The organism is Wolbachia endosymbiont of Aedes albopictus, assembly GCF_024804185.1.
GTDB lineage: Bacteria > Pseudomonadota > Alphaproteobacteria > Rickettsiales > Anaplasmataceae > Wolbachia > Wolbachia pipientis_B.
Map to the genome: position 1 here is coordinate 811,015 of NZ_CP101657.1, position 25,528 is coordinate 836,542.

Sequence of the window (25,528 nt, forward strand, 5' to 3'; positions counted from 1 at the left end):
ATAGCTAAAGTAATTCTGGTTTAGCAACCAATTTAAGAAACGACAAATTCGTCATTCCAGTGCCTTCTTCTCCTATTATTCCAGTGCCCTCTTTCTTGTCATCCCAGTGCGTGGCACTGGGATCCAGAAAACTTAATTGCAAGTAATACATTGAGTTTGGTGAGTATGGGTTTTGCGTTATAGAATGAAGCACTTTTGGTGAATTTGTAAAGGAAACTAGATTCCAGTGTCAAGCACTGGAATGACAAGTTCTCGGCAACCCCTACGTCATCCCGTCACGGTATCTCAGCCACTAACACGTAGCGGAATGACAGCAGTCCTACGTCATACATAGATCCCGCTAACAAGTAGCGGGATGACGAATTGCTTAACCGTCATACCGCCGCAGACCGTCATACCGCCGCGGTATCTCAGCCACTAACACGTAGCGGAATGACGAATTACTCAACCGTTATCCTGCTGCTCCTTTTTCGTCATCCCGCAGCGGGATCTCAGCATAGCTATCTTAAAGCTAAGTAATATAAGTCAACCCAGCTAGGATTCTTTTGATTGATCAAATTAATCTTCCATTGCCTTGGCCATTCTTTCAGGCACCTTTCTCTTGCAATATCTAAACTTATATCTTCAAACTCTTCAAAATATACAAGTTTATTTACATTATATCTTGATGTGAAACCTGAAACAATTTTGTTTTTGTGTTCCCAAATCCTCTTGATCAAATTTGCAGTTACACCAATATATAATGTGCTATTAGCTTTATTTGTAAGTATATAGATATATGATAACTTCATCTTAATCGTTTATAGCTAAAGTAACTTAGATTTACCAACATTATACTACACCATCGTGCCACAATAAAACTTACCGTCATCCCGCCGCAGATAGATCCCGCTAACACGTAGCGGGATGACGAGCTTATCGTCATGCCGCCGCAGTATCTCTTAGCATAGATCCCTTACTTAACCGTCATACCGCGATTCATTCGCGGTATCTCAGCAGACCACGCTAACAAGTAGCGGGATGACAAGCTTATCGTCATGCCGCCGCGAACTGTCATCCCGTCACGGTATCTCTTAGCCGCTAACACGTAGCGGAATGACGATTGTCGGTAAATCTAAGTTACTGTAGTTATAAAGGCTTTCACAACAACCTATTTTCCTTGAAACTAAAATAGCTACTGAATGTAATAATAATGTGGTCTATTAATTCTATTCCTATACTTTGGCAAGCTTCTGCTAGTTGCCTAGTGAGAGATATATCGCTATTTGAAGGTTGTGTATCTCCGCTTGGATGATTGTGAGATATTACAATGGATGTTGAACCAATCAAAAGTGCGCGCTTGATGATCTCTCTGACATAAAGAGGAGTTTGATCTACTGTACCAATATTTTGCAGGTCTTCCGCTATTAGACGATACTTTTTATTCATGTAGATGACGCGAAAATTTTCCTTATTGAGGCTTCCTATACTTATTCTTAAATAATCAAGCAATTTTTCCCAGTTATCGATTATAGGCAGGTCTTTTATTTCTTCTCTTGCAGAACGAACAAAGGCTTGTTTCACACAAAAGATGGCAGATATTGCTGTATTGCTGACACCATCAACGTTTTGCAGCGCTTCCAGGTCAGCATTAAAAACTTTATTCAAACTGCCAAAATTTTCTATCAAACTCTTTGCTATCGGTTTCACATCAATTCTACTGTATGCTGAATATAAAATGTGCTCTAAAACTTCATAATCAAGTAATGATTGTCCATTATCTAAAATAATTTTCTCTCTTAGGCGCTTTCTATGCCCCTTTTTGTAATTTTTCATCATTAATGAATTGCTTATCTCTTGTATAATAAGAAATTAGATTTTTAAGTAAAATATTTAATAAAGCGCATGACGTACAATTGTAAGAACATTCATTTTTAAAGACAGCAAATAGTGTCATGAAAGTAGCTAACGCGAGCTCTACGTCATACCGCCGCGGTATCTCAACAGATCCCGCTAACAAGCAGCGGGATGACGAATTGCTTAACCGTCATACCACCGTGAACCGTCATACCGCCGCGGCGCTAACAAGAGATCCCGCTGCGGGATGACGAGCTTATTATCATACCACCGCGGCGCTAACAAGTGGCAACTGTTCTCCCAATGGCGTCAACTTAAGAGCCTCCATCAGCAAACTCTCCTAAAGACATGATGGCGTTTAGGCTTATCTACTTTATTGCGGCTATACAATCTTCCTGGTCGGATCTTAACTTTAGCACGTATACTTGCTCTATCAAAAAGAGCTTGAAAATCTTTTGGCGAACAATTTCCGACCAGCACTTGATAGAGTTTCTGTCTCATTACACCAAATAAAACTGAAAAATTTAAACGATATTCAGCGATTTGATCTGGGTTCCAAGGCCCTTGTGCATCACACATATGAAGCGACAATATATTGCACATAACTAAGTTCGCCCAAAATTCTTGTAATACAGCCTCTAAATTTACTCCAGAAAAATTCTCTAATTCTGCACCTATTTTGAGTCGTTTCCTCTATGTGCCACCTTAATACATAAGCTTTGCTGATATCTTCCAAAGTCTCGGTCAAAAAGTGAGGTAATCAGCACTTCTGTTTCTCCATTGGCTAATGTAAGTACTATAACCCTGACTTTTTGTCCTTTCATTTTATTTTCTAGCTTTTTATTTTCTAGTATAAAATCAAAATCTAATTCATCAGATGAAATTCGTTTCCATAGCTTGCTATAATTTCTTTTTTGCAAGCGAAAAATAAAGTCTACTTTCAATTCATAATGCTGCTGAATGAATTTTAGTGAAGGATAGCCACGGTCGTAGATAAATAATAATCTATCTTGATTTAATGAACGCATTTGAGTAACGACTTCAGGTAATTGTTCTTCTGCTAATGTTTGCTCACCCACATTCCAAGCCGCAAGGCGAGCACTGCAAATCAGCGAAGTACATAAATCAACAAACAAAGAAACCCTTGCTAATGGTGGCATTATACCTGTTGTTCCATTTGGTTTAAAACGGCCAAACTCGGATACAATTTCTTCAGAGCTCGGTAATCGAATACCAGAACCATCTGCTGCAATAAGCCTATAGCCTCTCCAAGTTCCATACTCAGGCTCATCTTGATAGGCTGTTTGGATGCTTAGCTCTAATAATTCTTTAAAACCTGTATGACAAATCTTATATCTTGCTTTAGAAAAAGCTTGCTTTGAGGGTGGAACTTTACAAGTCAATGGATCCATAAGCTCACATTCTATTCCTAAACTTTTCTTAATTAACTTTAAAATCATAGAAAATACTGTCGTAAAAGGAAGTTTTCTTGTTCGTGTGAAACTATTTTTTCCAATACAGTGGAGTTTCTGAAAAGTTTTCGAGTATATTATATTTTTAATTTGTAAGATAAGATTTTTTCCTTTCTGCATGCATCCTCTAAAAAGGACACATTTTAAACTTTTTTGTTGAAATAAAATAGAAACAAAAGTGCTGTTTCTTGTAGTATTTTACTCCTTAACATCCCTTAAGTTGACGCCATTGACTGTTCTCCCTCGTCATACCGCGGTTCATTCGCGGTATCTCTTAGCCGCTAACACGTAGCGAGATGACGGTTGTCGTTTAGCTACAAACATTAAGAAATTTACCAAACGAAAAAAAAGGCAAAAGAAGCCCCGTGGTGCGAGTTTTGACTCTATATTACTGTAAGTGGCGCTGTAATAATGTGCTGACGCTTAGTTTAAGCGCGATTTGGCTGAATGTAGAAAAAATAAAAAAGACATGCAGCCGCTATAATTTTATGTAATCCGCCAATAAATACTCTGAGTTTTTTACTGAATTTTGTCATTGAGCCTGCAGGTCAAAAACAAGTTTTGAGTCATAAATACCCTTAATACTACAATAAAGGGGCTGGCGGAGTTTGTCAAGGAATTTTTATGCAAGAGATCTATTGAAATGCCCCTGTAAAATCATACTATTAATTAGTGCACTGTAAATTTAAAATTATAGATATGTTAAGCAGATTGGTAATTTTGCTATTAGTTTTTATACTTCCTTTTTCTTCATACTCATACCAGTTTAGAACCAAAGCAAAGCAAGCAGTAGTCTTAGATTTAGCTTCAGACTCGTTCATTTTTGACCATAATTCCGATGAAAAAATGGCCCCATCTTCAATGAGCAAGTTAATGACTTTATATATAGCCTTCGATTATCTAAAAGCTGGAATAATAAATATGGAGGATAAATTTCGAGTAAGCAGAAAAGCGTGGGAAAGAAAAGGCTCTTCTATGTTTTTGAAAGAAGGTCAATCCGTTAAGGTGAGGGAATTACTCGAAGGAATTACAATAGTCTCGGGTAATGATGCCTGCATAACACTAGCCGAAGGTATTGCAGGATCAGAAGAGAATTTTGTGGCTGAAATGAATGAGGTTGCACAAAATTTGAACCTGAATGACAGTCATTTTGTCAACTCAAGCGGGTGGCCAGATGGAGATCATTTTATGAGTGCAAAAGACTTGGTAATGCTGGCAAAAAGGATTTTCACTGATTTTCCTGAATATTACGATTTATTTTCTGAACAATATCTGACATATAACGAAATCGCACAAAAGAATAAAAATCTTCTACTTTTTCACGACATTGGGGTTGACGGCTTAAAGACCGGTTATACAAATGCTGGTGGTTATGGCATTGTAGCATCTGCAAAACGAAACGATAGGAGAATTTTTGCTGTTGTCAATGGTTTAAACACTGAGAAAGAGCGAATAGAAGAAGCAAAAAGGCTGATACAATACTCCTTAAATCATTTTAATACTAAGAAAATATTTGCTAAAGACAGTGTAGTTGAGGAAGTAAATGTTCTCTATGGAAAAGATAAAAAAGTGCCTATTACAGTTGCAAACGATGTTACCATAACTTACAACCGCAAATTGCATGACCAAATTAAGGTGCGTATTGAATATAAAGATATGATACCTGCACCCATTAAAAGTGGTCAAGAAGTGGGCAAAGTTTTTGTAGAAATACCAGGTATTGAGAAACAAACTACACCTCTTTATGCAGCAAATGACGTACAGGAATTGAATTTTGTAGAAAAGTTTTTTAGAATATTATTTTAAGTTTAATATATTGGCTTTCAAAACAATTTCGAAAGAGAGATCTATTGCACTTTAGTGTAGTTTTAACTAACAATTTCTGTTACAATACAAGATTGAAATGTTACGAAAATGTGCTGGTTATATTTGTTGCTGTCCAGTATCCTAGAGATACTGTGGGCTGTAACATTAAAGTTTAGTAACAGTTTTACTAAAGTTGTGCCTTCGATTGCAACATTGGTAATTATGATCATTAGCATTTACTTTTTATCTCTTGCAGCATGTTTTCTACCTATTAGAGTATGCTATGCAGTCTCCTCTGGAATATGCACAATTGGAATAACTATAATTGGTGCAACCGCTTTCACAGAGAATATTAATTTATCTCAAGTTTTATGTATCATTTTAATTGTAATAGGAACCATAGGGCTAAAGCTCTCTATTTAAACCTAAAAGTTTATGCATGAATTGGATATATTTACTCTTATCGTCACTAATTGAAGTGTTCTGGGTCATAACACTTAAGCATAGTTGTGGATTTACTCATCTCGTACCATCAATAATTAGCATATTCTCCATGGCTCTTAGTACGTATTTACTTTCGCTCGCTATACGTTCTATACCTATCGGAGTATGCTATGCAATTTGGACTGGAGTAGGTGCTATAGGAGCTTCGATACTTGGAGTTTACCTATTTAATGAACCAGTTAATTTATTCGAAGTAATATGCTTTATTTTAGTTACATTCGGGATTATAGGATTAAAATTGTTTGATACTGCAAAACAAACTGTTGATAAAATGGAATAAGAGATCCTACTGGGATGACAGAAGCAGATACTCCACATTGTCATGCAAATTGGAATCCAGACTTTTTTCTATACAGCATGGTGGAGACGAGAAACCGTAACCGTTACACTTAATTCTGCAATTCTTCAATTTCACTAATGGACAGGCCGGTACACTTGACAATAGTGTTAATATCAATATTATTGGCTAGCATTGTTTTTGCAACTTCAATTTTTCCTTCTTCTCTACCTTCTTTCCTACCTTTCTCTTCACCAATTTTGATGCCTTCAATTTTTCCTTCAATTTTTCCTTGTTGAATAGAAGAAAGATAATCATCAATATGTTTCTTAGTTTGATCATAAGCAAAACGTTCTTCTTTACTCCAGTTATATTGATTTAACACATCGTAAGCTCTACCAATAATAACATCACTACCTATTATTTTCTGTAGATCTTCTTCGCTAGTTTCATCGGCGTACTTAAAAAAATAAATCCATTTTTCAACAATATTTGAAAGCTGATCTTCTTTTGTCTTATTAAACTTTGGTAGCTCGATGAAAGTGAAACTAAAATCTTTGAGATCATGTTCATAGGTAATTTTATCAAAAGTAACGTGATCAGATTTGTAAGCCAGCTTGTTGGGAAATAAGATAAAATCGGCGATAGCAATAAAAATAACTCCTTTAAGATCTTGATATTGATCACCTTTGTGGGCTTGACTTGAATAAGCTTTAGCAGCATAGTATTGAGCGCGTTTCTCAAAGCCTGTAGTTTTAACAACTTGCATTTCAATAATTAGCTGGGTTCCAGCAGAATCAGTACAGAGAACATCAACAATGCTCTGCTTTTGAGAAGCAATATCAGGATCCTGAATGGGGCTTAAAAAAGAAACATCTTCTATCTGATCAACACCAGTAAGGCCTAGCATATCATTAAGAAAGTGAATAAGAATGTCCTTATTATTTACAGAGCCAAAAATACGCCGAAAGGCAAAGTCGTTCTTAGGATCGAGAAACTTAGAAATAGCCATAGCTAAAGTGCTTAGAAAAGATTAATAATTATACACTATTATTAACAACTATTCAATCATATTTTAAGCTTAACTTGATACTATAAACTGTGTCAAGTCGCTGCCTTGCCCCTCCTTGCCACCTCCTGGCACATTTCCATTTACGTTTTGCGCTTCTTTCGTTTCATCCATTTTAGTACTAGGTTTTAATATGCTATATGTAATACCACCAACTGCTAGTGCCGCTGCTGTAACTATAGCTGCTGCTATCATCATAGACATCAATTCAACTGCAACTGTCCCGGTTGCAAAAAGTGTCACTGCTATAGCAGCGCCTAATAATGCAGTTGAACAACCTGCAAAAATTCCTTTCTCTCTTGTATTTTTTTCAGCTTTTTTTTGCTCTTTTTCCCTTGCAAGCTGTGCCACATATCCACTTGTGTCAAGACCTATTGAAGTTTTGCCATCTTTATTCTTTAATGAAGAATCTACTCCATTTTCCATTAGAATTTCAATATTTGTGTCACTGCAAATATTTATAGCCAAATGTAAAGGAGTATCTCCATATTTATCTGCCGCATTAATATTCGCACCTCCTTTTATCAGAGTTTTCACAATCTCTCCACTGAAGTGAGATGAAGCAGCTATGTGTAAAGGAGTCCATCCGCCTTTATTTACTGCATCAAAACCAGCTTCGCTCAACTGAGTATATTCATCTGAATATTGTGATAATTTCTCTTTTATCTTCTCAATTACGTTATCTTTACTTAAATTTTGTCAGCATTAACTGCACTTAATATTCTTTTCCACTGGTCATATTTTATCGCCATAACTTTATCTCTGACTTTTATAATATTTTATTATTATATATTATGGCAAGAAAGTCAACCCTAATTTTGCTTAGTAAGCACACTAACTATGAAACAATCTATATTACCATCGAAAACAGAATTTATATTGCCCACTTCATGTCCAGTTCTTAAATCCTTCACCATTTGATACGGATGCATAACGTACGATCTGATCTGATTGCCCCAACCTATATCGCATTTTTTACCATATTCTTCAGCCATCTTTTGTTCTTTCTTTTCCAGTTCAATTTGGTATAAACGGCCTTTAAGTAATTTTAATGCCTCATCTTTATTTCTGTGTTGAGAACGACCATTTTGGCATTGAACTACAACACCAGTTGGAGTATGTGTAATGCGTACCGCACTTTCAGTCTTGTTCACGTGCTGACCGCCTGCTCCGGAAGCACGGTAGGTGTCGATCTTTAGATCCTTTTCATCCACAGCAATATCAATTAAATCTTCTATCACTGGAGTTACTCCTACACTTGCAAAACTGGTATGACGTTTACCATTTGCATCAAACGGCGATATTCTAACCAGCCTGTGAATTCCACTTTCACTTTTTGCCCACCCATAAGCTTTTTCTCCAACGATTTTTATCATTGCAGACTTTATACCAACCGACTCTCCTTCTAATTTTTCTACAACTTCAACTTTAAAGTTGTGATAAATTTCTGCCCACCTTATATACATGCGCATCAGCATTTCAGCCCAATCATTGCTCTCTGTTCCACCAGCTCCTGAGTGGATTTCTAAAAAGCAGTTATTGTTATCTGCTTCACCAGTAAATAAGGATTCTGTCTCTTTAAGTTTGATTAATTTCTCTAACTTAGCTAATTCACTTTCAACTTCAGAGAAAAATTCTTCATCATTTTCATCAATAGCAGACTTCATTAAGCTAATGGCATCGTTGTAATCGCTTTCCAGCTTTAAAAACGACTCTACGTCATTCTTAATTTTAGAACGTTCTTTTAAAATTTCTTGTGCTTTTTGGTTATCTTGCCACAGATCATCATTCGACGCTTGGGAGTCCAGCTCTTCAAGACGCAACTTTAATTTTTCTATGTCAAAGACACCTCCTGATAAGAGAAATACTTTTATTTAAGCCTTGAAAGTATTCAAGAATTTCTAAATAAGTTTTCATTATACTTTAGATTTTAATATATTTACTATTACTAACAATAACAGCAAACAAAATAGAAATTTAACCATATGATAGTTAATTCAAAATAATTTCATTATACTTTAATGTTTAAGGAAATCAAGTGTGTATATTTATTAAGAAATAAGGTAAAATAATGAATATTAAAGTAAGTTCTCATTATGGTTTAGACAAAAAGGCTATTGATGACTTAATAGAGTCACTTGATAACGATGAGCTAGAAAATGTTCTTAATATTGTAAAAACGATAGATAGCGTTCAGTTAGCTTATTTTTTATCTACTTCGATCAGTGATCACAGGGAGAAATTAGTTAATATCCTCGATCAACATTTGTTAAGTGATGCCCTAGTGCATGTAGTGCCAGATTTACAAATAGAGATCATAGAAACGTTGGGAATAGAAAATACAGCAAAGTTACTAATGCTCCTTGATGTAGAAGATGTAGTAACCATAATGAAAGATTTGGATAGAAAGTCTGTAGAAAATATACTTTACTATTTGCCCGGCAAGACTCAGAAATCAGTAGAGGAGTTGCTATCATACCCAGAAGAAAGTGCAGGAAGGTTAATACATAAAGATATGGTTATAGCTCCATATTGTTGGACAATAAATCAGCTGACAGAATTTGTGTGCAACTATAAAAAAATACCAGAAAGATTTCACCAGATATTCATTATCAACTCAAAATTAGAGCCTATAGGCAGTGTTAATTTAAATAAGGTAATATCTCACTCAGGAGACACAATAATAAAAGAGATAATGGATCATGACATAAAAATCATTAAAACTGGAGTAGACCAAGAGGAAGTAGCAAGAGTATTTAAAGATTACTCTCTATTATCGGCTCCGGTAGTAAATAAGAATGGTAAAATTATTGGTGTGATCTTAATTGAAGATGTGATAAAAGTTGTTCAACAAGAAACAGAAGAGGATGTACTCAAAATAAGCGGTGTATCTTCTAAAGCCGATATAAATGCCCCTATACATAAAACTATAATTAAAAGGCTACCTTGGTTACTGTTTAACCTCTTAGCTGCAACAGTGTGTTCCATAGTAGTTGGCTTTTTCGATGATGTAATAAAAAGTTTTATAGTACTGCCAATAATCATGCCGATAATTGCATCAATGAGCGGAAATGCAGGATCCCAAACAGTAACGCTAACCATCCGGGCAATCGCAACAAAATATCTAACTGAGCAAAATGCAAAAAGAGTACTGATGAAAGAATTTTTAATAGGTCTTATAAACGGGGTGATCTTATCTACTATTTCATTAATAGTATTAGCAATAAGATTTCACAGCTTCAAAGTGGAGATGATTTTTGTGGTTTCCATGATTATGATGTCAATTATTGCAACGTTTATCGGAACTTTCATTCCTATAATGCTTCACCGTTTAAAGTCTGACCCTGCCGTTTCTTCTTCAATCCTAACATCGGCAACAACTGATATTCTCTCAGCTCTTATATTTCTTGGTTTAGCTACGATCTTTTTATTAAATAGCTGATACTATCTATAGCTATACCGCAATTTATTCCACAACTGTACGAACATTATGATTTGAGAGCAATTTCCACTAGGAAGGTGTCATTCCAGTGCCTCTATGATGTCATCCCAGTGCGTGACACTGGGATCCAGCTTTTTCATAATCATCAAAATGTTGTATTTTTACATAAAATGGCTACTTTTATGCTTACCAACTTAATAAAATTCCTGGATCCCAGTGTCAAGCACTGGGATCTGATGGGCCAAAATCACAATGTTCGTACAGTTGTAGATTCATTTGCGGTATCTCTTAGCATAGATCCCGCTAACAAGTAGCGGGATGACGAGAAAGGGGCTACTTGGATGACATTCTTCCTGGTGTGCCCAAATCACAATGTTCGTACATCTGTAGATTTATTCGCGGTATAGATTCCGCTAACGAGTAGCGGAATGACGGTTTTTCAAATTGTCGTAAGTCAGTTTAGCTATAATATCAAATTTCACAACTTCACCAACTATTTCTTTCTATTAAATAAGAATAAATTACCTATACAAAAATAGATTGGCAATATTTCAAGTCTACCAAGCAGCATCAAAAATGACAAAAATAATTTTACTTCATTACTGAAAGAAGAATAGTTACCTGAAGGGCCTATTAAATTACTAAATCCCGGGCCAGAATTTGTAAGCGTTGCAGAGACTGAGCTGATGCTAGTTATAAAGTCTGCATTGCTTAAGTAAGACATCACTATTGATGAAATGGTAAACGTTAACATGAAAATTGCAAAAAATATAAAGACAGAGTGAACTTCATCATTCTCCAGGGTTTTTCCGTTGAATTTTACCCTATTACCTGCACCTGGGTTTAATAAAAGGCGAAAGTGATTTCCTATAGACTTTAGAAAAATGATCAAACGAAAGATTTTGATGCCACCACTTGAAGAACCACTACATCCACCAACAAAGGTTAGAAAAAAAGTTAAGACTGAAATGAAGCTCCAATCTATATGATTACAGATTGCATAACCAGTTGACGTAATCAAGGAGGTGATGGTAAATATGCTGCATCTAAATGATAATGACACTCCTAAATCAACATTTTGATACAACCAAAAACAAGCAAATAAAGATGAAACAATAGCTATCTTAACAAAGTAAGAGACCTGTTCATCATAGCAAATGTCTAACCGTCTTATGATTTTTAAATAGCTAAGAAAAGGCAGAGAACCCAAAATCATAAAAATGATCGTTATGACTTCTAACATAGGGTTATTGTAGTGCCCTATAGAATCATTATAGTTAGCAAATCCACCAGTTGATACAGCGGACATTCCGTGACATATTGCGTCAAATAGTGGCATACCAGCCAGATAATAGGAAAATATACATAATAAAATTAGGCCATAATATATTGCTGTAATATGAATTACTACGCTTCGCGTGTTCGGTAACTTCCTTTTTGTAGCATCTGAATATTCAGAATAAAGTAAATTATTTAGGCTGAGAATCTTAAACATAGGAAAAACTGCAATTCCTAAAGTGATTACACCAAAATCCCCCATGCCGTGTAGCATTGCTCTCCATAGCAGTATTCCCGGAGATTGTTTTTCAATATCATTAAATATAGTTGCCCCTGTGGTTGTGATGCCAGATATCGTTTCAAATAATGCATCAACATAGCTCAGATTATCAAAATAGAAAGGAGTAGCTGCAAACAAAGACAAGGCAATCCAGGTGCAACTAGTAATTGCAAAAATTGCCGGCATGCCATTTAATTTACCGAGTAAAATAAAAATTACGCCAGATGTGCAGGTAATTATGAACCCAGCGAGAAAATTTTTCCATTCGTAGCTGAGATATTTATTAGTAATAGCAGGAATAAGCATTGCTAAGCTAAGTAACAATAGGAATATTCCCACAATAAATACAATTGAACGTAAAGTTTGTAAACGTTGATGATTTTTCATAGAGTTATTTCCTCGCTATACAAAGCCATAAAAGCTACTCTAACGTCAAGCACTTTGTTGGCCTTTATTAACAATATACTTGGATTACTTGTAAATATGTGTGATAATTAAACTTGTTAAAAAAATGAAGGTAAAATATGGAGTATGAACAGTTTTCAACAATATACAAAGCATTAAAGTCCGCAAGTGCTAACAGCAGTCTGAATCAAAATAACATAATTGAAGCAATAAAAAGTCAATTATTACCAGATTCAGATGCATAATCTATTACACTTATTTACGAGTATAATAATTAAAGTCTGGATTTCAGTGTCAGCTACTTTCATGACACCACTTTTGCTCAATATTTGCGCATTAGCCGTGCTCCTGAACAGTATCAAGAATATAAAAGACCATCACGTTATATCATAAACCTTTGCTGAAGCTTTTTTTATATCTTCACTTGAAAGTAGGATTAAACCAAGCCTAGATAGGTACCCATCTTCAATGCCGATCGAATCTATAATTTCTTTTATGAATTCTCTTAATCCATCAACAGTATCCAGGTGTTCTTTCTTTATGTAAAGGTATAGAGGTCTTGCTAATATATATTTTCCCGATGATATATTTTCGTAAGTTGGTTCAATTCCTGCAATTGTGCTCCCTTGTATTTTATCTTGATTCCTCATTAAAAAGCTAAAACTAAATATCCCTAAAGCGTTTTTGTTACTTTTCAATTTTTGTATTATTATGTTTTCATTAATTCCAACTTCTATATACCTTCCGTCATCCCTTATATTACCACATGCTTTCTTTCTTTCTTCCTGATCTTTATAATTCTCTTTGAAAATTCTCGAGTTCATGCATGAATATTGATCGAACATAATAGAATTAACCAAAGTTTCGTATGTGCCTGTATTTTGATGTGGACCATAAATTTCAATTTCTGTTTTTGGTAAGGCTTGATTTATATCAGACCAAAACTTCTTATTATTTTTTACTAATTTATCATTTTCTTGAGAATATGCAGATAAAGTTTCAAATAAGTCCTTCTTTGTGAAATCAAATCTATGGCTTTGATTTGAATTTGCAATGACAATTCCATCATAGCCAATGATGATCTCTATCACTTCATTAATTTTATTCCTTTTACATAGTTCTCTTTCTACTTCCTTCATAGGGCGAGATGAAGTGGTGATATCTGGCGTGTCTTCCTCTATTCCTGAGCAAAACATTTTGAACCCTGATCCACTTCCTATCGATTCCACAACTGGAGTCTTAAAAGAGAATACACGATTGAACTCCTCGGCTACAAATGAGATAAAAGGAAAAACGGTTGAAGATCCAACAATTCTGATGTATTTCCTGGCATCAGCATTTGACAGCGGCGTGAATAATACGAATACAAAAATCAGGAGAAAGTTTCTAAGCATTATTTTTAGTTAAGAACATAAATCTAATTATTGTAACAAAACATCAAACTGAAAAGCTTTAATTGCATGACAAAAGCTACAGTTTACATTTAAATTTTATTTTATATTATTGTAAGTATTACACAACTTTAAGGGGCAATTATGGCAGTTATGCCAGATAAATGGATAAGAGAAAAAGCTGAAAATTTTGGAATGATAGAGCCTTTTGTAGATCACAAAAGCAGTAAAGGTGTCATATCTTTCGGACTATCATCTTACGGTTACGATGCAAGAGTGGATAATAAATTTAAAATTTTTACTAACGTTAATTCAGCCATCGTGGACCCTAAAAATTTCTCTGAGAATAGTTTTATAGATAAAGAAACAGACGTATGCATAATTCCACCAAATAGCTTTGTGCTTGCAAGCACAGTGGAATATTTTCGTATACCAAGAAATGTACTGGTCATTTGTGTTGGTAAATCAACTTACGCAAGGTGTGGAATTATAGTAAACGTTACTCCCTTAGAACCTGGATGGGAAGGTCATGTCACACTCGAATTCTCAAACACCACCCCACTTCCTGCAAAAATTTACGCTAATGAAGGCGCATGCCAATTCGTATTTTTAAGCGGCGAAAGTGAGTGTGAAAAATCATATGATGATATGAAAGGAAAATATATGAATCAGCATGGTATTACTTTGCCGCTGGTGAAGTGATTGCCATGAGAGTGGTAATTTTTTACTTCCGCACTTTTTCATTGTTGCTTACAATGATTATAGCTACATCATGTGCTTTTCTTAATTAAAAACTTCAATTATTTATTGTAAATTATTGAATTTCCTACTATTTAGTAGCAAATTGTCATCCAAGTGGCTGTAAAATGACAAATTCGTCATTCCGCTACTAGTTAGCGGAATCTATGCTAAGAGATACCGCGGCGGTATGACGGTTCGCGGCGGCATAACGATAAGCTCGTCATCCCGCTGCTTGTTAGCGGCGCGGCGGCATGACGTAGAGCCTACATTAGCTATAGAAACAAAAAGGAGGATTACCATGTCTACAATAATTTTATCATCAATTTTTGGTCAAGCAGGCAGCATTTTTGGGCCAATTGGCCAGATTATCGGTTCAGAGCTCGGTGCTCTTCTTGGTGCACAGCTCGATGGTGCAATATTTGGTTTGGATGCAGAACAGAAAGTAACGCATGGAGCGAGACTAAAAAATCTGCAAGTTCAAACCTCAACCTACGGCAGGACAATTCCGATTATCTATGGTACTGCTCGCATTGCAGGGAACATTATTTGGTCACAGCCAATAAAAGAAGAGGCGATAACCACCAAAAGCAAAATTGGAAGAGGTATGAATGTTGAGTATAATTACTATGCAACGCTTGCAATTGCGATCTGCAATGGGAAAGTAGAAAAATTAAACAGAATCTGGGCAGATACAACATCACTTAGCTTTGATGAAATAGATTATACTTTTTACCGCGGTACAGAAGACCAAGATCCCGATCCATTTATATCATCAATTGAAGGAGAGAGAAATGTGCCGGCTTACAGGGGAATATCTTACATAGTCATCAAGAATTTTCCTTTAGCAGACTATAATAACCGCGTTCCGGTATTTACATTTGAAGTGCAAACTGCATTAAAGCCCAGTGGATTTTCAATAGCAGAAAATATTCGAAATATCAATATTATACCAGGCTCAGGAGAATTTGTGTATGATACAAAAATACAGAAGAAAATCGCGCAAGAGAAAATAAGCAGCAACCAATATATCCCATATGGGCTGGCACAAAGGGTAAATCATAACAACCACACTAAAAAGAGCGATGCAGTGCTTTCTTTGGATCAATTAAAGGGAGATTTACCAAATGTTGAGTGGGTATCGGTAGTAGTCAATTGGTTTGTGAATGATCTGAACATTAAAGATTGTAAAATATACCCTGCAGTTGAATTTCAAGATGATTCCGCAATATTACCTGATGATTGGCAAGTAGGAAGTAGTACCAGAGATGATGCTCAGCTAATTTCAAAAGATGATAATGGAAACCCAAGATATGGTGGCACAGTTAGTGATTCAGCGCTAATAAGATATATAGAAGAGCTACACAGCAGAGGCTACAAGGTGATGCTCTATCCAATGCCCTTGCTTGACACAGAAAATAAAGAGTGGCGAGGAAGGTTGAGCGGGACTCCTGAAGATATAAGTGATTTTTTTAAGAATCAGTACAACAAATTTATAGAGCATTATGCAAGCATTGCCAAACAAACTAAAGTGGAAGGGTTTATCATTGGTTCTGAATTTGTTGAACTTACCAAAATCAGAGATGAAAAAGGTAATTACCCTGCAGTGGCAGAGCTAGTTAAGCTTGCAAAGCAGATAAAACTTGATCTTGGAAAAGAAGTAACAGTAACTTACGCTGCGGATTGGAGCGAATACCACTCATATGATGGTTGGTATAATATGGATGAACTGTGGTCTTCAGAGTACATCGACGTTGTTGGCATAGATGCTTATTTTCCACTGACTGATGGGCCAGAGCCTCCTTTTGGTTATTTCGCGGAAGATGTAATGGGTGGTTGGAGCAGTGGGGTAGGGTATGATTATTTCTATGATTACTCAAAGAGTGAGCCTGAAAAAGTAAAGTATAACGACAGCAGGTATGCGTGGAAAAATATAGAGAAATGGTGGAGTGAAACTCACATAAACCCTGGCGGTAGTAAAACAAAATGGCAACCAAAAATGAAAAAAAATATGGTTTACTGAATATGGATTTCCCAGTATGAACAGCTGCACTAATGAGCCAAATGTGTTTGTTGACAAAGGCAGCATAGAGAGCAAATATCCACGATATTCAAACGGAGAGGTGAGCTTTCTTTCGCAAAAAATTGCAATTGAAGGAACGCTAAAAAAGTGGCAAAGCTCAGAAATGGTAGAAAAAATGTTTCTCTGGGCATGGGATGCAAGGCCATTTCCTTACTTTCCCAATTTATGTGATGTGTGGGCTGACTGCCATAACTGGCAAACAGGCCATTGGATTCAGGGAAAGCTTTCACAGCTTAATATTTCTGATGTTTTATCGGATCTGTTACAAAAAACAGGTTTAAAAAGCAATCAGTTCGATACAAGCAACGTCAAAGGGTTATTGTCTGGATATGTGATAAACGACCAGCAACCCGTACGTTCAATTATTAAAATGCTGCAAAGTTGCTATTTTTTTGATGTGGTTGAACAGGACTCTAAACTGAAATTTGTTCAAAAGGGCAGGGGAGTTACAACTGTAATGCCAATTGGTGAAACGGTTTTCAGTAACAATTCAAAGCAAATGCAACTTGTTAATATTAGTCAACTGGATTTAAATAATAAAGTTAACGTCGTTTATTTTAATCGCAATTTTGGCTATCCAATTGATGTTAAATATGCTGAGTTGCCAAAGCAAGGCACTGCTATAACAGTTGAAATACCGCTCATTATGGAGGAGGGAGAGGCGCAAAATATAGCTGAGGTTTTACTTTATTCTTCGTGGCAAGAGAGAAATATATACAATTTCAAGCTGCCGATAAAATATGCATGGCTTGTGCCAAGTGATGTAATAACGATTTTAGACGGTGAGAAAAAGCATACGGTGAGAATTATAAAAACAAAATTTGAAAGCATGGCCATTCAAGTAAGTGGTGTTAGTTATGATCGCTCTATATATAAGCTCTCTTTTCCTTCAACAAGGTCACTTATGCTGAAGGAATACCCTCCTTCTCACATCAGCAAAACCATCATAGAAATGATAGATTTACCGCATGTTAAAGGTAATAGCGCAAGCTTTACTTTAATTAATGAGGAAAAGAATTGGAAAGGAGCAACACTCTTTATTTCGTACAACGATAAGGATTATAAACCTATCGCAAGCACAAATAAGCAGTCCACTTACGGACATGTAATGGAATCTACCGACGAGGGGCTTATAGTAGTGCTACGTTTTGGTGTATTGAGTTCTTCATATAACCATTATTTAAGTGATGGTGTCATTCCAGCGCTTGACCATATTTCTCCTGGATCCCAGTGTCTGGGCACTGAGATGACAGAAGAGGGTTTTACAAGCACTAACGTTAGTACTATAAATGTAAGCAATTTAGCACTGGTTGGAAAAGAGATAGTAAAATTTCAGAGTGCCGAACTTATAGATAAAAATAAATATAAGCTTAGCAATCTAATTAGAGGGCAAGAAGGCACTAAAGAGACTGCAGGTGAAAAATTTGTTCTACTTGATGATTCAATAATATCTTTCGAAGTGCAAAGGGGAAAAAAGTTTTACCTAAAAGCAGTTACTTACGGTAACTCGCTGGAAAATACGGAAGCAAAGGTCCTGAACAACTGATGCTCAGTGTTTAAACTTAAATCTGAATAATTAAAGATAAGATATTGAAATTCAGGCTTTTTGTGATTTTAGCTTAAGATTCCAGTGTCAAAGCACACAACTGTACGAACATTGTGATTTGAATCCACAAGGGAGGATGTCATACAAGTAGCCTCCTTCTCCTGTCATCCCAGTGCCCTGACTACTTGGATCCAGAAAATTTAACTTTAAATAAGTGGCTGCATGCATAATAAAGACTAGATCCCAGTGTCTGGGCACTGACCCTACTGAATAGAGCCTTCACAGGCTTTTTCTCGAATAGCTACTCTTAATTTCAGTAGTTAAATTAATATACTAATGAAAAAAATACATTATAATTAAGCATATTTACCAATAAATCATTAAGTGAAAACAGCTCTTTCGCAAAATATCATCTCTCTTATTATAATATTGTCTGTAGCAATTGTCGATATGGCAACTGACCTATACTCAGTTGCACTACCAAACATTGCCAATTATTTTAAAGTAGAAGGCAGTGTAGTGCAGCTTACAATTAGCTTAAATCTAGTTGGATTTGCGGTATCTGGCTTAATTTATGGGCCATTGTCAGACTGTTATGGTAGGCGTCCAATGATGCTGATTGGTATGACAATTTTTACTTTGGCAAGTGTGATGTGTTATATAGCCGACAGTATTGCGCTCTTGATACTAATTCGCTTCATACAAGGAACAGGGGCTGGTGTTGCAGGTGTTGTTGGGTATGCAGCAATAAGGGATATGTACTCGGGTAGTGAATACTCGAGAGTCATTTCAAAATTAAATATGGTTGTGGCACTCTCACCTGGAATAGCTCCAGTGGTGGGCAGTTATATAATTTCACATGGGTATAGTTGGAAATTTTTGTTTTTTATTATATCACTTGCAGCAATTGCTATACTTATTTTTATCTACTTTAAGTTACAAGAAACACTCACTGTAAATAAAAATGAAACCAGTATAACTAACATAACTACTAATATCTTCAAGCAATATATATCAATATTTAGAAATTATCGTTTCCTTGGGTTTTCAGCCATTCATGGATTAACTTTCATGTGGCTTTGGGCATACATTGCTAACTACCCGTTCATATTTGAATCGATGGGCATTGAAGTACAGTATTTTGGCTACCTCATATCGATCATAGTCATATTTTACATAATTGGAACTTTAATTAATAGAAGGTATGTACCAAAAGTAGGGGTTAGCAAAATGCTAATAATAGGTTTGGTGTTACCGATAATATCCGATAGTTTATTGGTATATTTTTATTTCGCGGACAAGTTAAATATATTAATTCTTCAAGTTGCCTGGATTCCAGCCAATATTGGGCTTGCATTAGTAATCAGCAATAACGTAACTTCTGCTTTAGAAACGATCAAAGGTATAGGGCTTGGTAGTGCAGTCCTCTCATTCTGCAATATGATGTTTGGGGCTATTGGAATATATATAGTAGGAAAATTTTTTCGCTATGGCATTTTACCAAATTTACTATTAACAATAATATGCTCTACAATTGCGATTCTTATGTACAGCCTGCTCAAATGTACTGAAAAACACGGGCATTATTTGCGTGATCCAGGAACATAGAGTTCATGGGTTATTAATGATTTTGCCGTGATAATATAATTTTACAGTGAGGTGTGGGATGAGTGATTCAATAGGTAATAATAGACCTAAAACTGTTGTTAAAGTAAGTGGTGACAAGGACAGAGTACAGAATTATAATAAAGGAAATTCCCTCAATAGTGAACATGATTACTCGGACAGTCTAAAGGAAATTAAAATATGGTTTAGTGAGTCCTCACTCATAGTGAACAGAGCTTCATTAGATCAAAATATTCATAATGTTAGAACAATCTTTTCAGAATGCATCAACGATAATGTCGATAAGATGTCAGTCACAGTTCTTGCTAAAGATAACTTGAAACAAAATAGAAATGACTTTGAAAATCCGAACAGTATTCATGTGAATTTTGATTCTGGAAATCAAGTATTAGTTTACTCGTGGCCTCATTACCATCAGTTCGATGAGAATAAATGGAATAATTTTTTATTACAGCTGGAAGAGAACCACAATCTAGGATTTATTGGAACTGGTGTACTCCAATTCAAATGTAAAGGTTTTAATTATCGTGTATATCCTCCATTTTTTAGCCTTGATCATGGGGAAGCTTTTGATTACTATAAACCTGAAGTTTTTATCTTCTCACCAACAGAAATAAGTCAAATTATAGAAGATATCAAAGAATCTCATCAATCAATAGAAAAGAAAATTATTGATCATTACCAATCATTAGGAAAAGATTTTGTTAAAAACGGTAAAGGTTACATACATATAAAGGCTGGTATTGATGAAAACAATGTAAAGAATTTTACTGATGTATCCTACACCAACAGATCTGATGACATTCATAACAAACTGATAGAAGAAGCATTTGTTAAGGATGATATAGGGGGGAATTCGTTACATTCATACGTTTATGAGAACAAAGAAGCTGTTATGAAACATATGTTTAACTTGCACATTTATAATGATGATAGTATTAATGCAGTAAACGCAAATGGCAAGACTCCTTTACATTTAGCTGTAAAATATGGCAGAGAAGGCATGGTAAAAATGCTATTAAATAAAAAGGCAGAGGTTGATGTAGTAGATAGCCGTGGTAGGACTCCTTTACATTTGGCTGCTAAAAATAACAACAAAGAAATAGTAGAGGCTCTAATAAAAGCAAAGGCAAACGTTAATATAAAAGATGAAGATAGAAATACTCCCTTAGATTTAACTACTAACAAAGAAATAAAAACTCTATTGCAAAACGCAGAAAAAACTGATCCAGTGGATGAATCATCGACGGATAGTAAAGGGGATCAAGAGGAAGATGCTGGTACACAACAGAAAGAAAAGCAAGAAGGTAATGTTCAACCAGGATCAGACATTACAGGACAAAATTCAGATAATACTCAACCACAACCAGATAATAACAAAGAAGAGGAAAAAACCAACACCATCAATGCAGAAAAAGGAACTGATATAAAAGCTGAAGGTGTGAAGGCTGTTGCTCCCATAGAACCTGCACAAACAGAAGAACAGCCGAGCTCTTTTTTTGGTAGTTTGTTTAGTATACTTATAAAGCCTTTTTCATTAATTGCATCATTTTTTGGTGGGTTTTTTTCATGGTTGTTTGGGTCTAACGAAGAAAAAATTGATGAATCTACATCACAAACCGATGCTGGATGCGAAGGAGAGAGTAGTAGTTGCGATTACGATGTAACGAAAGATGAGTAGGGTAACGCAAGAGATCTCTACAAGGAAGGGTGTCATCCCAGTGCCCAGACACTGGTTTCCATCCAAGACGGCAGTGCCTCCCTTCATCCCAGTGCGTGACACTGGGATCTCATTTCGTAACTTCATAGTATAAATTATTTCAAATCGTATCTATTTGCAAATATATAAATATAGTAATTTTGCATAAAAAATTAGATCCCAGTGTCAGCTACTCGGATGACAAAAAAAGGAGCACTGGCATGACACCTGTAGCCCTACGTCATACCGTGATTTATTCACGGTATCTCTTAGCATAGATCTCGCTAACAAGTAGCGGGATGACGGTTGTCGTTTAGCTATAGACATTAAGAAATTTACCAAACGAAAAAAAAGGCAAAAGAAGCCCTAGTCATTGTCTATTTTCAGTATTGGCGTTCTTTAAGTCTTAAACACTGCAATTTAGCTGCTTTTAAGTGCAACTAACCTTAGCTAAAATGTTTAAGAAATTTACTAAGCAGAAAAAAAGGCAAAAGAAACCCCGTGTTAGCTAGTTGTCACTCTCTAATCCTGCAAATTGGCGTACTATACTGTCTTAAACGCTTTATAAGCGCGTTTCAGCTTATATAGGTAAAAACCCAGAAATGTTGTGAAGACATAAGGTGCACGTAGTGCAAAAAATTAAAAATAAGACGCCAACTACGTTGTTTTCTTGCTGTTTAATCTGCACAGATGAAGATAACTGAATACCTTCAATATTATGATAAGGGGGCTGGCGGAGTTTGTCAAGTAGTTTCTATTACAGTGGAATCACACACACATTTTACTACATGATCGGCGCTGATATTAAAATGCTCATAAAGTGTTTTATAAGGTGCTGATTCTCCGAAGCTTTTCATGCCAATAAATATACCGTTTGAACCTATATATTTATGCCAACCCATTTCACTTCCAGCTTCAATTGCAACTTTGATGCTGTCATTATTTAATATCGCTGCTTTATATTCATCACTTTGCTCATCAAAAAGCCTCCAGCATGGCATAGAAACAACCCTTGTACCTATGCCTTTTTCCTGCAATTTCTTCCTTGCTTCAACTGCAATTTCAACCTCGGACCCCGTAGCAAATATTGTCACTTTTAATTCTTTTGAACATTCACACAAAATATATGCACCAAACTTCGATAGATTAGCAGATTGATCGATATCAGAATGCATGTAATTGACATTTTGCCTTGAGAGCGCAAACAGTGCAGGTGATTCTTTTTTTTCGAGTGCAATGCTAACACACTCTAGAGTTTCAACTGCATCGGCTGGCCTAAAAACGTATAGATTTGGTATAGCACGCAAAGAAACTAAATGCTCTATTGGTTGGTGAGTTGGGCCATCTTCTCCTACTCCAATTGAATCATGAGTCATTACATATATAACCTGCTGCTTCATCAAAGCTGAAAGACGTATAGCAGGGCGGCAATAGTCGGAAAATACCAAAAAAGTACCACCATAAGGAAGAATCGCGCCGTGAAGAGCCATGCCATTCATACATGCTGCCATAGCGTGTTCTCTCACTCCATAGTGGACATAAGAACCACTATAATTATTACTATCTATTACCTGCATGTGCTTATATTTAGTGCAATTTGACCCAGTAAGATCAGCAGATCCGCCGATTAATTCCGGCATATGTTGTGTTAAAAGTTCCATTACCATGCCGAAAGAAGAACGTGTAGCTTCGTTTGGCATTAGCTCACATATTTGTTTCTTCAAGTTAGCCAAAACATTATCGATATTGTCTGGTAGACGTTTATCTAACCGTCTTTGAAGTTCTTTATTTTCACTGGATTCCAGTGTCAAGCACTGGAATGACACCAAATTGCTGTTATCTGGCAGACGCTCATCTAGTCGCCTTTGAAGTTCTGCATGATATCCTGTCATCCCAGCATTCTCTTCTGTCATCCCAGTGCTTGACACTGGGATCCATTCTTTTCCTTCTTTCCTAGATTCCAGTGTTACGCGCTGGAATGACACCGAATCTGGTGAACGCTCATCAAGTCTTCTGTGAAGTTCTTTATTCTCACTAGTCAAGGACACCGAACTGTAATTTTGCCTTGCTCTCTCAACAGTTTTCTTCCAGGCATTTTTCACATCTTCTGGCACATGAAATGGCTCGTAATTCCAATTTAATTTCTCTCTCATCTTTTTTATATCTTCCTCCGTAAAAGCACCACTATGAGCAGAGGATGTGCCAGCACGACTTGAGAATTTTCCGATAATGGTTTTGCAGCAAATAAGCGATGGCTTTTCTGATTTTTGTGCTCGCTCTATTGCCAGGGATATGGCATCAAAATCATGGCCATCAATTTTGTCAACATTCCATCCATACGCTGAAAAACGCTTTTTCACATCATCAGAGCAGGAAAGGCAAGTAGTGCCATCTATAGAAATATCATTGTCATCGAAAAGGGCTATTAATTTATTCAATTTAAGATGCCCAGCAAGTGATGCTGCTTCATGGCTTATTCCTTCCATAAGACAGCCATCCCCTAGCATTACGTAAGTGTAGTGATTGATTCTGAATTGCTTTTTAAGGATTGATTCAGCAAGTGCCATGCCAACAGCAGCGGCAAACCCCTGACCGAGCGGGCCTGTTGTTGCCTCTACCCCGGAAGTCAAGCCAAACTCTGGATGGCCAGGGGTTTTTGAACCTAACTGCCTGAAATTTTTTAGCTCATCTATGCTAATATAACCTGTCAAATATAATATTGAGTATAGTAACATTGACCCATGACCGTTTGATAAAACAAAGCGATCTCTATTGAACCATTTAGAATCATCAGGATTATGATTCAGATATTTAGCAAACAAAATAGTTGCAACATCTGCCATTCCAAGTGGCATACCTGGGTGTCCAGAGTTCGCTTTTTGTACTGCATCAATTGATAAAAAACGGATGGCGTTTGCCATAGATTCCAAAGATAGATGATTCATAGAAAAACTTAAAAATAAAGTATAAAAGATTATACCAGCAAAAACAAGTTGACACTGAGTGCTAAAATCCTTAATAATCTAAAGTTAAATCGTGAGAGTTTTTATATGACAACTGTTATCACTAGAAAGTATAGGATTAGCCGTAGACTTGGTGTAAATTTATGGGGTAGAGCTAAAGACCCAGTAAACAAAAGGAAATACCCTCCAGGTCAACATGGTATTCTTGGATTCAAGAAGTTATCCGACTTTGGTAAGCAGTTTGCTGCGCATAAGAAATTTAAGTTTTACTATGCGATTTCAAGTAAGCAGCTCAGACGTACATTTTTAGATGCTTATAACAGAAGGGGTTATACGGCTGATAATTTTATCGGTATTTTAGAATCAAGGCTCAGTTCTGTTTTATACCACTCTAGTCTTGTGCCAACAATTTATGCAGCGAAGCAGCTCATATCTCATAAGCACGTTACAGTTAATGATAAGGTGGTTAACATATCGAGTTATCGGGTGAAACCAGGTGATATAATAAAAATAAGAGAAAGGGCAGCAAAAATCCCTGTAGTAGTAGAGGCTGAACAAAAACAAGAGCGCAAGGCTCCGGATTATTTAGAGACAGATAGTAAAGAGCATTCAGTGAAGTATTTGAGGTCACCTCAATATTCTGAGGTTCCTTATTCAGCAGACATGGAAGTAAATTTAGTAGTAGAGTTTTACTCTAGATAGATAAAAAAAGCCCGTGTGGCGGAATCGGTAGACGCAGCGGACTTAAAATCCGTGGGTTTTGCGACCTTGGGAGTTCAAGTCTCCCCATGGGCACCAATTTAACTTAGTGGATAAATACAAAAAAGTATGAAATGGCTTGATATAGAAGATATTGTAGAGGCTCTAGAGGAAAAATTTCCAGATGAGAATATAATTAATATCAGATTCACTGAGCTTAAAAAAAAGGTCTTGAGTTTAGAGGAATTTGATGATGATGAAAAACGCTGTAACGAGAAAATACTCGAGGCCATTCAAGCAGCTTGGATTGAGGAAAGATTGACCACATAGCAATAAACCATACGCAAATGTGATTTCTATTGCAATTTGCATATTGTTTATGCTATTTTTTGGATCTAGCCTGGCAAGTTAATA

Annotated in this window: 25 protein-coding genes, 1 tRNA gene and 2 pseudogenes; 14 read left to right on the forward strand and 14 right to left on the reverse strand. The window is 36.1% G+C overall.

The annotated features are described in order from the left end of the window. Positions 1-4 precede the first annotated feature (4 nt). From NHG98_RS04160 to NHG98_RS04190, 7 genes and pseudogenes are all read right to left on the reverse strand, one after another. Complete coding sequence (locus tag NHG98_RS04160; RefSeq protein ID WP_259245308.1) at positions 5-142, reverse strand: hypothetical protein; 138 nt, start codon at positions 140-142, stop codon at positions 5-7. Continuing rightward, positions 99-233 carry a hypothetical protein gene (locus NHG98_RS04165; protein ID WP_259245309.1) on the reverse strand — a complete coding sequence of 45 codons (135 nt, stop codon included), beginning with the start codon at positions 231-233 and terminating at the stop codon, positions 99-101. The genes NHG98_RS04160 and NHG98_RS04165 overlap by 44 nt, the downstream gene beginning before the upstream one ends. A 267-nt stretch (positions 234-500) precedes the next feature. Continuing rightward, positions 501-791 (reverse strand): GIY-YIG nuclease family protein, encoded by a 291-nt coding sequence (locus tag NHG98_RS04170; RefSeq protein WP_096617630.1) that lies wholly within the window; start codon positions 789-791, stop codon positions 501-503. Between the two features lie 164 nt (positions 792-955). Then, positions 956-1,087: a hypothetical protein gene (locus NHG98_RS04175; protein WP_259245310.1), complete on the reverse strand. Its 132-nt coding sequence runs from the start codon at positions 1,085-1,087 to the stop codon at positions 956-958. Positions 1,088-1,140: 53 nt separating this feature from the next. Continuing rightward, complete coding sequence (gene radC / locus NHG98_RS04180) at positions 1,141-1,815, reverse strand: RadC family protein (protein ID WP_096617632.1); 675 nt, start codon at positions 1,813-1,815, stop codon at positions 1,141-1,143. After that, a complete protein-coding gene (locus NHG98_RS04185; RefSeq protein WP_259245311.1) occupies positions 1,790-1,999 on the reverse strand; it encodes a hypothetical protein in 210 nt (69 codons plus the stop codon). Before NHG98_RS04185 ends, radC begins: the two co-directional genes overlap by 26 nt. A gap of 164 nt (positions 2,000-2,163) precedes the next feature. Next, positions 2,164-3,428, reverse strand: a pseudogene (locus NHG98_RS04190) (IS4 family transposase). Positions 3,429-4,007: 579 nt separating this feature from the next. Here NHG98_RS04190 and NHG98_RS04195 point away from each other — a divergent pair. The 3 genes from NHG98_RS04195 (at position 4,008) to NHG98_RS04205 (ending at position 5,898) form a co-directional block, all read left to right on the forward strand. After that, positions 4,008-5,114 (forward strand): D-alanyl-D-alanine carboxypeptidase family protein, encoded by a 1,107-nt coding sequence (locus NHG98_RS04195; protein ID WP_096616923.1) that lies wholly within the window; start codon positions 4,008-4,010, stop codon positions 5,112-5,114. Between the two features lie 108 nt (positions 5,115-5,222). Next, positions 5,223-5,537 carry a DMT family transporter gene (locus tag NHG98_RS04200; protein WP_064124961.1) on the forward strand — a complete coding sequence of 105 codons (315 nt, stop codon included), beginning with the start codon at positions 5,223-5,225 and terminating at the stop codon, positions 5,535-5,537. Between the two features lie 16 nt (positions 5,538-5,553). Then, a complete protein-coding gene (locus NHG98_RS04205) occupies positions 5,554-5,898 on the forward strand; it encodes a DMT family transporter (protein ID WP_096616925.1) in 345 nt (114 codons plus the stop codon). 109 nt (positions 5,899-6,007) lie between these two features. Here the strand turns inward: NHG98_RS04205 and NHG98_RS04210 are convergent, their stop codons facing one another. The 3 genes from NHG98_RS04210 to prfB form a co-directional block, all read right to left on the reverse strand. Then, complete coding sequence (locus NHG98_RS04210) at positions 6,008-6,907, reverse strand: Rpn family recombination-promoting nuclease/putative transposase (protein ID WP_096616927.1); 900 nt, start codon at positions 6,905-6,907, stop codon at positions 6,008-6,010. 69 nt (positions 6,908-6,976) lie between these two features. Next, on the reverse strand, positions 6,977-7,588 hold the full coding sequence (locus NHG98_RS04215) for an ankyrin repeat domain-containing protein (protein ID WP_259245312.1): 612 nt from the start codon (positions 7,586-7,588) through the stop codon (positions 6,977-6,979). Positions 7,589-7,776: 188 nt separating this feature from the next. Then, a protein-coding gene (gene prfB / locus NHG98_RS04220) for a peptide chain release factor 2 (RefSeq protein WP_096616931.1) occupies positions 7,777-8,881 on the reverse strand; the annotation gives its coding sequence in 2 pieces (ribosomal slippage) (positions 7,777-8,805 and positions 8,807-8,881; 1,104 coding nt in all). 154 nt (positions 8,882-9,035) lie between these two features. Between prfB and mgtE the strand changes: the two genes are divergently transcribed. Together mgtE and NHG98_RS04230 are read left to right on the forward strand one after the other, a co-directional pair. Further along, a complete protein-coding gene (gene mgtE / locus NHG98_RS04225) occupies positions 9,036-10,406 on the forward strand; it encodes a magnesium transporter (protein ID WP_096616933.1) in 1,371 nt (456 codons plus the stop codon). Positions 10,407-10,459: 53 nt separating this feature from the next. Next, complete coding sequence (locus NHG98_RS04230; RefSeq protein WP_259245313.1) at positions 10,460-10,720, forward strand: hypothetical protein; 261 nt, start codon at positions 10,460-10,462, stop codon at positions 10,718-10,720. Positions 10,721-10,899: 179 nt separating this feature from the next. On the opposite strand, the gene NHG98_RS04235 is transcribed toward NHG98_RS04230, so the two are convergent. Then, the gene (locus tag NHG98_RS04235) at positions 10,900-12,351 is read right to left on the reverse strand and encodes a TrkH family potassium uptake protein (RefSeq protein WP_096617929.1); all 1,452 of its coding nucleotides are present in this window, start codon (positions 12,349-12,351) and stop codon (positions 10,900-10,902) included. Positions 12,352-12,488: 137 nt separating this feature from the next. Between NHG98_RS04235 and NHG98_RS04240 the strand changes: the two genes are divergently transcribed. Next, the gene (locus NHG98_RS04240) at positions 12,489-12,614 is read left to right on the forward strand and encodes a hypothetical protein (protein WP_259245314.1); all 126 of its coding nucleotides are present in this window, start codon (positions 12,489-12,491) and stop codon (positions 12,612-12,614) included. 132 nt (positions 12,615-12,746) lie between these two features. On the opposite strand, the gene NHG98_RS04245 is transcribed toward NHG98_RS04240, so the two are convergent. Next, positions 12,747-13,763 carry a substrate-binding domain-containing protein gene (locus tag NHG98_RS04245; RefSeq protein ID WP_096617927.1) on the reverse strand — a complete coding sequence of 339 codons (1,017 nt, stop codon included), beginning with the start codon at positions 13,761-13,763 and terminating at the stop codon, positions 12,747-12,749. Between the two features lie 141 nt (positions 13,764-13,904). On the opposite strand from NHG98_RS04245, the gene dcd reads away from it, so the two are divergent. Both dcd and NHG98_RS06475 read left to right on the forward strand, forming a co-directional pair. After that, the gene (gene dcd, locus NHG98_RS04250) at positions 13,905-14,462 is read left to right on the forward strand and encodes a dCTP deaminase (RefSeq protein WP_064125494.1); all 558 of its coding nucleotides are present in this window, start codon (positions 13,905-13,907) and stop codon (positions 14,460-14,462) included. A gap of 337 nt (positions 14,463-14,799) precedes the next feature. Beyond that, positions 14,800-18,127 (forward strand): annotated as a pseudogene (locus tag NHG98_RS06475) (glycoside hydrolase/phage tail family protein). A gap of 87 nt (positions 18,128-18,214) precedes the next feature. Here NHG98_RS06475 and NHG98_RS04265 read toward each other — a convergent pair. Continuing rightward, a complete protein-coding gene (locus NHG98_RS04265; protein WP_259245317.1) occupies positions 18,215-18,355 on the reverse strand; it encodes a hypothetical protein in 141 nt (46 codons plus the stop codon). 156 nt (positions 18,356-18,511) lie between these two features. Here NHG98_RS04265 and NHG98_RS04270 point away from each other — a divergent pair, with 156 nt between their 5' ends. The 3 genes from NHG98_RS04270 to NHG98_RS04280 are packed head-to-tail and all read left to right on the forward strand — an operon-like array spanning position 18,512 to position 21,567. Beyond that, positions 18,512-19,735, forward strand: a complete 1,224-nt coding sequence (locus NHG98_RS04270) for a multidrug effflux MFS transporter (protein WP_458694701.1) — start codon at positions 18,512-18,514, stop codon at positions 19,733-19,735. A gap of 58 nt (positions 19,736-19,793) precedes the next feature. Beyond that, positions 19,794-21,434: an ankyrin repeat domain-containing protein gene (locus NHG98_RS04275; RefSeq protein WP_096617887.1), complete on the forward strand. Its 1,641-nt coding sequence runs from the start codon at positions 19,794-19,796 to the stop codon at positions 21,432-21,434. Next, entirely contained in the window at positions 21,427-21,567 is a 141-nt protein-coding gene (locus NHG98_RS04280) for a splicing factor 3B subunit 2 (RefSeq protein ID WP_259245318.1), read from the forward strand. The genes NHG98_RS04275 and NHG98_RS04280 overlap by 8 nt, the downstream gene beginning before the upstream one ends. Positions 21,568-22,195: 628 nt before the next feature. On the opposite strand, the gene NHG98_RS04285 is transcribed toward NHG98_RS04280, so the two are convergent. Beyond that, positions 22,196-24,397, reverse strand: coding sequence for a transketolase family protein (locus NHG98_RS04285; protein WP_096616969.1), 2,202 nt, complete (start codon positions 24,395-24,397; stop codon positions 22,196-22,198). A gap of 105 nt (positions 24,398-24,502) precedes the next feature. Between NHG98_RS04285 and rpsD the strand changes: the two genes are divergently transcribed. The 3 genes from rpsD to iscX all read left to right on the forward strand — a co-directional run bounded on the left by rpsD (position 24,503) and on the right by iscX (position 25,444). Beyond that, positions 24,503-25,117 (forward strand): 30S ribosomal protein S4, encoded by a 615-nt coding sequence (rpsD, locus tag NHG98_RS04290; RefSeq protein ID WP_096616967.1) that lies wholly within the window; start codon positions 24,503-24,505, stop codon positions 25,115-25,117. 9 nt (positions 25,118-25,126) lie between these two features. Further along, positions 25,127-25,213, forward strand: a tRNA-Leu gene (locus NHG98_RS04295). 30 nt (positions 25,214-25,243) lie between these two features. After that, positions 25,244-25,444 carry a Fe-S cluster assembly protein IscX gene (gene iscX, locus NHG98_RS04300; RefSeq protein WP_064125440.1) on the forward strand — a complete coding sequence of 67 codons (201 nt, stop codon included), beginning with the start codon at positions 25,244-25,246 and terminating at the stop codon, positions 25,442-25,444. Positions 25,445-25,528 lie beyond the last annotated feature (84 nt).